The sequence below is a fragment of the Escherichia sp. MOD1-EC6021 genome, assembly GCF_002965245.1.
GTDB lineage: Bacteria > Pseudomonadota > Gammaproteobacteria > Enterobacterales > Enterobacteriaceae > Escherichia > Escherichia coli_F.
In genome coordinates this window covers 246,320-255,195 of sequence record NZ_PTRU01000004.1, presented here as the reverse complement: position 1 = coordinate 255,195, position 8,876 = coordinate 246,320, and the positions used below count along the sequence as shown (strand labels likewise).

General features: G+C 45.7%; 7 protein-coding genes and 2 pseudogenes. 3 read left to right on the top strand and 6 right to left on the bottom strand.

Annotated features, from left to right (window positions below; genetic code table 11):
- Nucleotides 1–77: 77 nt before the first annotated feature.
- Both BEB54_RS29250 and BEB54_RS07440 read right to left on the bottom strand, forming a co-directional pair.
- Nucleotides 78–794: pseudogene (locus BEB54_RS29250) on the bottom strand (transposase); the annotation flags it as partial.
- A 923-nt stretch (nt 795–1,717) separates the two neighbouring features.
- Nucleotides 1,718–2,269 carry a hypothetical protein gene (locus BEB54_RS07440; RefSeq protein WP_032184151.1) on the bottom strand — a complete coding sequence of 184 codons (552 nt, stop codon included), beginning with the start codon at nt 2,267–2,269 and terminating at the stop codon, nt 1,718–1,720.
- A 361-nt stretch (nt 2,270–2,630) separates the two neighbouring features.
- Here BEB54_RS07440 and BEB54_RS07435 point away from each other — a divergent pair, with 361 nt between their 5' ends.
- Complete coding sequence (locus BEB54_RS07435; protein WP_032184150.1) at nt 2,631–3,410, top strand: lysozyme inhibitor LprI family protein; 780 nt, start codon at nt 2,631–2,633, stop codon at nt 3,408–3,410.
- A 253-nt stretch (nt 3,411–3,663) separates the two neighbouring features.
- Here the strand turns inward: BEB54_RS07435 and hicB are convergent.
- Nucleotides 3,664–3,792 (bottom strand): annotated as a pseudogene (hicB, locus tag BEB54_RS07430) (type II toxin-antitoxin system antitoxin HicB); the annotation flags it as partial.
- A gap of 178 nt (nt 3,793–3,970) precedes the next feature.
- Here hicB and BEB54_RS07425 point away from each other — a divergent pair.
- Nucleotides 3,971–4,201 carry a DUF2554 family protein gene (locus BEB54_RS07425; RefSeq protein ID WP_024225472.1) on the top strand — a complete coding sequence of 77 codons (231 nt, stop codon included), beginning with the start codon at nt 3,971–3,973 and terminating at the stop codon, nt 4,199–4,201.
- A 91-nt stretch (nt 4,202–4,292) separates the two neighbouring features.
- Here the strand turns inward: BEB54_RS07425 and rlhA are convergent, their stop codons facing one another.
- Both rlhA and sutR read right to left on the bottom strand, forming a co-directional pair.
- Nucleotides 4,293–6,254, bottom strand: coding sequence for a 23S rRNA 5-hydroxycytidine C2501 synthase (rlhA, locus tag BEB54_RS07420; RefSeq protein ID WP_032184149.1), 1,962 nt, complete (start codon nt 6,252–6,254; stop codon nt 4,293–4,295).
- 72 nt (nt 6,255–6,326) lie between these two features.
- Nucleotides 6,327–6,863, bottom strand: coding sequence for a DNA-binding transcriptional regulator SutR (sutR, locus tag BEB54_RS07415; protein ID WP_032184148.1), 537 nt, complete (start codon nt 6,861–6,863; stop codon nt 6,327–6,329).
- 52 nt (nt 6,864–6,915) lie between these two features.
- Between sutR and ydcO the strand changes: the two genes are divergently transcribed.
- The gene (gene ydcO, locus BEB54_RS07410) at nt 6,916–8,127 is read left to right on the top strand and encodes a BenE family transporter YdcO (RefSeq protein WP_105282161.1); all 1,212 of its coding nucleotides are present in this window, start codon (nt 6,916–6,918) and stop codon (nt 8,125–8,127) included.
- 34 nt (nt 8,128–8,161) lie between these two features.
- Here the strand turns inward: ydcO and BEB54_RS07405 are convergent, their stop codons facing one another.
- The gene (locus BEB54_RS07405) at nt 8,162–8,830 is read right to left on the bottom strand and encodes a DUF3313 domain-containing protein (protein WP_001261034.1); all 669 of its coding nucleotides are present in this window, start codon (nt 8,828–8,830) and stop codon (nt 8,162–8,164) included.
- Between the last annotated feature and the right edge of the window lie 46 nt (nt 8,831–8,876).

Sequence of the window (8,876 nt, the reverse complement as noted above, 5' to 3'; positions counted from 1 at the left end):
CCACGGGAATATCTACGGCAGCAAGCCAGTAATGGGTTAAGTGATAACAGGTGTCTGGAAATATAGGGGCAAATCCACCAGACCTGATTAGGCTCTGTTACTGCAAACACTGGCGTTCAAGATAATTGGGGATCTCTACGTGTTCCGTAGACGCCTTCTTATATCGATGGCCAGGCTGCTGACAGCTGATGAGATTAAGTTCTTTCATCAGCTTTGTTGCTCGCCAGCGCCTCAGTTTTACGCCTTTAGTTGTGACCATCGCGGCAATATTACGTGCACCTGCGGAACCATTACTTTCGCGATAGCTTTCACGAACAAGACTGAGTAATGACACGCGCGCGACATCAGGCTTCTTTGGCTGCCGCCAGTATTTATAGCTGCTGCGATGAACCCCAAACACGTTGCATACAACGGCAACAGGAAACCGCGCCCTGAGTTTCTCAACTAATGAGAACTGTTCAGGGAGTCTGACATCAAGAGCGCGGTAGCCTTTTTTAATATATCCCTTTCCATTTCAACGCGTTGAAGTCTTTTCTTCAGCTCGCGTATTTCAATCTGCTCAGGCGTCATTGGTGAAGCTGTGGGGGATTTTCCCGCTCGTTCCTCTTTCAACTGGCAGACCCACTTATCCATCGTGGATTTACCGACATTCATTGCCGTAGCAGCGGCTGCAACCGTGTAATGCTGATCGAGTACAAGCTGGGCAGCTTCGAGGCGAAACTCTGGGCTAAAATTACGTCTGTTACGTCCGGTCATAATGTCACCTGTTTTTGACTATGAGGCGATGATATCACCTCTATTCAGGTGGCCAAATTCAGTGTGCCACTACAGTATGGCTAAGATGGAATCAGAGATTAAATCACTTAAAGCTGATAACGCCGCATTACGAAAGAGTTTAAAACTGATTGATGAGACTAATGCGGTTATGATGGATCATGTATTCCCTGAGTGGCGAAATGAAACTAAACCTACACAATATAAGAAACCTACACTTCGAGTGGTTGCATAAAAAAAGGGACTCCGAAGAGTCCCTAGTAAGTTTAGGTTAGGTTTGCACAACAAAGATGAGGTTATAATGAACATAATGCTACATTATTCTTTAAAGCCAGAAAAATAACCGCCCCGAAGGGCGGGAGGATTAATACTCAATCTATACTTGTTATGTTTTTATGTTGTATAGATCACTGACTATGAAAACACTGTACTGGAGTGTGTTTTATGGCTTTTAATCGGGAATCCTCAAAGAAGATCCCCTGTTAATAACCATAAGGAGAAAAGGCAGATTACACTATTATTTAGCATCCTTTTTACAGCAACTAAAAAGAATAAACAGGATTAAACATCCCCAGCCGTAAGGTGTACCAATTAGAAATTTGAAAAACACCACCATCGATATAAAAATCAATTTAATGCCAGCGACGATAGTCAAAAACAGCAGAGTAGCAAAGTAGACAAAAAGATCCATAGATAATCCTCTTTGAAAACGACCATCATCTATAGTTCAATTCATCGATTTAATTAATGATACTTGAAAGCGTTACACACAGCAGAAATGCCAATATGTGCCATGAATATACGATAGTTAATCCTACAGTAAGACAAATCAAAAATTCAACCATAGGTAAATCCTCAAATAAGAAAAAGGTTAGCGGGGGGTGATTCCCCCCGTAGACGTTGACCAGCTCAACATCTTTCATACATTTATTTATAACGCGTTTTAAGACACATCAAATTCATCGTCTTCTTCTGGTTCTTGTTCCGGTTCATCCATTAATGGTAATTCTTCTTCCTCGTCTTCTCCCAAATCAGCATTTTCGAACAAGTCCCCTACTTCATTTAAACGAAGCTCGATGATCTCCCTTAGCTTATTCTTCAATGTTTTCTGATCAGTGGCGGATTCTAAAATTTCTAGGGCATCGATTGTGGCGATCTGCAAGATAGTCTGCTTCACCTTCCCACAATATTCAGCTAGTTCCTGTTCTACATACCCGACCGGAATCAGGAGATTCATTGCTTCCTGGTTCTCTCGTTCGGCTGCATCTGCTAATGCTCTCTCACGGCGTAATTTCTCTACGTCGATTTGTTCCTTGATAGAAGTTTCTTTAAGCGGGTTAATGATGTTCTTCAAGACCCAATCACACCCAGGCTTCGCCGGGACACGTCTTGTATTTGTGTTATAAGGTAGACCCCTTTCTAACCATTTCTTAGCGGCGTTAATTGTATAGCCGTATAAGCGGGAAATTTCTGTAAGGGTTAATTCTTCTTTCATCCGGTTATCCTCCATTAAATTTGCGTAAAATTATTTATCTGATCTACGCATTCAGGAGAGCGCCTAAAACGCTTTCTAACGACATGAAAGATCTAGGCGTGGAAAGGAATTGGCGGGTGTTAATAGTCGCGTAGCGACCGCGCTGGTGGGCTGCACTGCACCTGTTTTGAAATCTCACACGCACATCAAATACCGGGGTGCCGAAAACTCCCTTTATTTCATCCGCGGAACAGTACCTTTTTAATTTGTCAAGCATTAATTTCTTAATTTAATTACTAAATCTCACCCCAATAATTGAAAAAATATCAAAAATCAATAAAGTAAGCATCTAAAAGTCAGTCCATACCAAAAGAGGTATAAAATGAAAAACATTATCGCTGCTATCGTGCTTTCTGCTACTGCTTTCGGTGCTGATGCTGCGTCCTTTGATTGCACTAAGGCTATAACCAAATCAGAGAAGTTTATTTGTGCTAATGAGTCAATCTCCGCACTGGATTCTAAACTTCATGAAGTATATGTTAAGGCTGTTAAGATTGATCCGTCTCTTAAACAAGAGCAACGCAACTGGAATAAAACTGTTCGTGATACAATGATCAATATCGGGCAGATTCAGCCACTGGAGGCTGTATACAACGCTCAAATCCAAAACTTGATGAATGTATTATCTAAAGAAGAAACCGCGTCAGAGAGCGTTACAGATGATTCTGCAAAGGTTGAAGAAGAACAACCGAAACAGGAAGAAGTAAAGAAACTGAATGTTACCGCGATTTACGCATGTACTGCAAAATTTACATGGAAAGTTATCGATGGTGAGGAAACAGAAGCTGTAAAAGATTACTTATACGGAAACAAAGATCATGATGATAAAGGCGGTAAACTTAAAATCAAACTGGTAGATGATGTTCCTGTGTATTTTGTTTACACCGACAAATATAACGTTTATAAATCACCACTCAAACCAGCTAAAGAAAATCCAAACGCAATGGAGGGTAAATCCAAACAGGATACTATTGGACGTGTTAACACTTATAACATCTGGGTAAGCAAAAAAGGTGACATGCGTCTTGAAGTTATTGAACCAAAATATGATTCTGAATATAAACACACTCAATTTGCATGTGACATGGTAGACGCAGAGTAAGAGGTGAAATGATGCAATTCAATAGCATGAAGATTACTCAAAAATGGTGGGATGCGATGAAAGCTAACCACCAGAACGATATTAATTAAGTAACATTTTAGATATACAGCACCCAGCTAACAGATCACCTTTTATGGATTTCATTATAACCCCTTTGATCTGGAAACTATGTTAATTAGTTGATTTCTAAGCCTTGTCCTTGTGATGGGGCTTTTTATTGCAAAATTTTTAGTTATTTTGGGTTGACTACATTCGGGTTGCCAATTCGCCTGGCTAACTCTTGCTGAGTGATTTCTGACTGTAAAAAAGCATTTAACAGCAATACCTTAGAGGCGACGCTCAAAGGCACTTCAATAAAGTGATCGTGACTATTTAATGGCGAAGTTTACCTCCGTGTGTAATGTGCTCGAAAATAGCACTAAATCGCCGCAACGGCAGAATGCAATGCAAAATCAGGAAGGAAGATTCCAGAATTTCTTTGCGCTAATTTGCAAAACTGAATAATAACCTCAAGAAACGATCGGCATCATAGCGGCAAAAGGTCAGAAAAAGGTGGCGGGATGTTTTCGAAGGCGTTATCGGTTGTCTTATTAACGTGTGCACTGTTCTCAGGACAACTCATGGCAGGGCACAAAGGACATGAATTTATGTGGGTAAAGAATGTGGATCATCAGCTGCGTCATGAAGCGGACAGCGATGAATTGCGTGCCGTGGCGGAAGAGTCGGCGGAAGGTTTGCGCGAGCATTTTTACTGGCAAAAATCGCGCAAACCAGAAGCAGGACAGCATTGAGTCGTATGATGCCGGATGCGGCGTGACGCCTTACCCGGCCAACAAGATCATGCAGACTCAATGAGCTGAGAATAACCTGAAAACCTGCGTTTTATCCTTTACGCTTCGGCAATGTTTTTAGCAGCTCATCCGGGCTTACGGAGGCGACAACACTCCCTGGTAACGGCATTTTAAGAATGTGATTTTTGATTTTGCCAATGACGTGCATCTCACATGGGCGACAATCGAACTTTAGCGTTAATACTTCATCGCCATTAACCAGTTGCATTGGCGTCGCCTTCCAGCTTTTGATGTTACCTTTTGCCTGTTTCGGACACAGATTGAAGGCAAAGCGCAGACAATGCTTGGTGATCATTACCGGCACTTCCCCCTTCTCTTCATGCGCTTCATACGCCGCATCAATCAGTTGCACACCATAGCGATGATAAAATTCACGCGCTTTCTGGTTGTAAACGTTCGCGAGGAAACTCAAATGCGTTTGCGGATAAACCGGCGCAGGGTCAGCAACCGGTTTACGACTGCCGCGCTGATAACTGGCAAGACGTGCAGCATCCAGCATGTCAACGGCTTCACGGCGGAACTGATTTAACAGACTGTTCGGTACAAACAGCGCACCAGGCAGGTTAATTTGCACATCGCGGGCGTAATAGATGGTTTGCCCCAGCTTAGCCAGACCATCTTTCAGGTTATTAAGCGCTTTTTCGGCGTTATTAGCTTCGTCGAATTGTCCATCCAGCGTATGCGTGACGCTGACGCCCTCTTCACTGGTCAGGGTCAGAATCAGTTGTTCCTGCCAGCCGCCCAGTTCAATGTCTACCGCTACGCGACGTTCGCTGGATGTTTTGGTCAACGCCTGCTGCCAGTTATGGTCCAGATTACGATTAAGCGGATGATGCGGACGAATTTTATGCAAATCCGCAGGCATCTCATTTGGCCAGACGCGGTACTGATTTTGCCCGGTTTTTTCGACTGTATTGGCGCGAAAGCCAACCACTTCACGTTTAATCATCACATTCAGACCATCGCCATTTGCTAACGGCTCGGTGACGGCAACATCAATATGATCTTTCGCTACTTTCAATACTTCGCCCACCGGCAGGCCAATGAATTTCGGTGAATCGAACGCGCCAATATCGCCTTTACGCGCGTTAACAAAGTAGTCTGTGCTGCCTCGGTGGAAAGTCTTTTCCGTCGACGGGACAAAGAAATGTTCAGTACGACCTGATGACGCACGCGCCAGATCGCCACGTTCTTCAATAATGGCATCCAGCATCTGGCGATAATGTGCGGTGATATTCTTCACGTAACTCATATCTTTGTAACGCCCTTCAATCTTGAAGGAGCGCACGCCAGCATCAATCAGCGCGCCGAGGTTGGCAGTCTGATCGTTATCTTTCATCGACAGCAGATGTTTTTCATAGGAAACCACCCGCCCCTGATCGTCTTTCAATGTGTATGGCAAACGGCACGCCTGCGAGCAATCGCCACGGTTGGCGCTACGCCCTGTTTGCGCATGAGAAATGTAGCACTGACCCGAATAGGCCACGCACAATGCACCATGAATAAAGAATTCAATGGTCGCGTCCGTGGCCTGGTGAATCGCGCGGATCTGCTCAAGATTCAGCTCTCGCGCCAGCACAATCTGCGTAAAGCCAACATCAGAGAGGAACTTCGCTTTTTCTACTGTGCGAATATCGCACTGCGTACTGGCGTGCAGTTCAATCGGCGGAATATCAAGTTCCAGAATCCCCATATCCTGAACAATCAGCGCATCGACGCCGGTCTGGTAGAGGTCGGTAATCAGCCGTTGCGCAGGTTCCAGCTCATCATCATGCAAAATGGTGTTAAGCGTGACGAAAATTTTTGCACCATAACGATGGGCAAACGGCACCAGTTCGGCAATATCTTTCAGGCTATTACTGGCATTATGACGGGCACCAAAACCAGGGCCGCCGATATAAACAGCATCGGCACCGTGCAAAATAGCTTCGCGGGCAATGGCGGCATCGCGTGCCGGGCTTAACAGTTCAAGTCGATGAGAAGATACGGTCACATTCTTATCCAGTAGCTGAAAAATGGCGGCTATTTTAGCCACAAGCGCGACGTTGCGAAATAGTTTTCCCGCTTAACTGCGTGGGTAATGGATGAGGGAATGAAAATGTACGATTTGCTCCCCACCATTACGATAGACATGCGTAACGTCTGCAGCAAATCGAGCGCCTTCTCCACAATTAAGGCTCTGCCATTCACCATCAACGCACAGATCAAGTTGCCCATCAATGACGACAACATGTTCGATTACTCCCTTCTCATGGGGCGTCGATTCACTTATTGCACCGGGAGCCATCTGAATTGAGAAGTGTTCAAAGCAGAGTTGCGGATCATAAGGAAACAGCGAAGTGATCACCATCGCCTGCTGTTGCGGATCATAAACTGAAGGCGTAGCGGACTGCGGCGGAGAAATAAATGTCGAAAATGGCACATTCAACCCGGTGGCAATTTTCCATAATGTCGCGACCGTCGGGCTGGACTCATTACGCTCAATCTGCCCTAACATCGCTTTAGAAACCCCCGTCGCTTCTGCCAGTCGCGAAAGACTCCAGCCGCGCTGCTGACGCAGATGTTTAAGTGTAGTGGATAAAAAGCGAGTGAGATTTTCCATGTGACTCCTCCGGCAAAGCGGAAGTTTATCACTTGTGCGTTATAACGGACAAATGCTACGGTACCTGTACGCTATAACGCACGAGGTGACCATGCGTCTGTTTTCTATTCCTCCACCCACGCTACTGGCGGGGTTTCTGGCGGTATTAATTGGCTACGCCAGTTCAGCGGCAATAATCTGGCAAGCAGCGATTGTCGCCGGAGCCACCACTGCACAAATCTCTGGCTGGATGACGGCGCTGGGGCTGGCAATGGGCGTCAGTACGCTGGCTCTGACATTATGGTATCGCGTACCTGTTCTCACCGCATGGTCAACGCCTGGCGCGGCTTTGTTGGTCACCGGATTACAGGGACTAACACTTAACCAAGCCATCGGCGTTTTTATTGTCACCAACGCGTTAATAGTCCTCTGCGGCATAACGGGACTCTTTGCTCGTCTGATGCGCATTATTCCGCACTCGCTTGCGGCGGCAATGCTTGCCGGGATTTTATTACGCTTTGGTTTACAGGCGTTTGCCAGTCTGGATGGTCAGTTTACGTTATGCGGTAGTATGTTGCTGGCGTGGCTGGCGACAAAAACTTATGCGCCGCGTTATGCGGTAATTGCGGCGATGATAGTTGGCATCGTAATCGTTATTTTACAAGGTGACGTTGTCACAGGGGATATTGCCTTTAAACCCGTTCTCCCCGCTTATATTGCCCCTGAATTTTCGTTTGCTCACAGTCTGAGCGTTGCACTCCCCCTTTTTCTGGTGACGATGGCATCGCAAAACGCACCGGGTATTGCGGCAATGAAAGCGGCCGGGTATTCGGCTCCTGTTTCGCCGTTGATTGTATTTACTGGATTGCTGGCGCTGGTATTTTCCCCTTTCGGGGTTTATTCCGTTGGTATTGCAGCAATCACCGCGGCTATTTGCCAAAGCCCGGAAGCGCATCCGGATAAAGATCAACGTTGGCTGGCAGCTGCCGTCGCAGGCGTTGTTTATTTGTTTGCAGGTCTGTTTGGTAGCGCCATAACTGGAATGATGGCCGCGCTGCCCGTGAGTTGGATCCAGATGCTGGCAGGTCTGGCGCTGTTGAGTACCATTGGCGGCAGTTTGTATCAGGCGCTGCATAATGAGCGTGAGCGAGACGCGGCGGTGGTGGCATTTCTGGTAACGGCAAGTGGATTGACGCTGGTCGGGATTGGTTCTGCGTTCTGGGGATTAATTGCCGGAGGCGTTTGTTACGTGGTGTTGAATTTAATCGCTGACAGAAACCGATAATAAAAAGCGCCATCTTACGATGGCGCGGCTGGAATTACTTTTTGTTAACGTCAAACATAGTGGCATCGGTCGCCATGTCATCAATAACTTGTTTAATATTTTCGAAAGCCATTGGCGTACTTTCGTTATTCAGGTCTTTACCTTCGCCCTGACGAACGACTTTGATAACCGGTTTATTAGTAGCTGCATCAATCAGCTCACCTTCAAAATACAGGCGAGTATCCATGGTACGGTGGCCCGTCGCCATTTGCGTCCCCGCGACCACTAATGCGACAGGAACCACTTCATAGAATTGCAGCCCTTCTTTGCTGGTATCAACACCGGTAATGGCCCCACGGAAAATCAGACTACGCGGCCCAGCGGTGGTAACCAGTGGTTTACGCTGCGCAATCGCTTCTTTCATTTCGGTGTTGGTATAACTCAAAATTTTATCCAGAACTTTCTGCCCTACCTGGGTAGATGGTTTCGGTACCGGATAATAAGTGACTGGGTTCCAGACGATGCTGTCATATTTGCTTTGATCAAAACTCGGGTCTACCCAACGTAAAACAGGTTTACCTGTTGCTGAGGTTGTTTCTTTTAAATCAGAGTAATTGTTTAAAAAACCAGAATATTTATCTGGCTGGGTGATTTTAGAGGCACAACCAGACAGAGCCAACAAGCCGCATAAAGCTGCAACTTTCGCAATTGATGTGGTACGCATGAATAGTTTCCTGAGATGATTATATTACTTTCTAAGTTATAGCAAA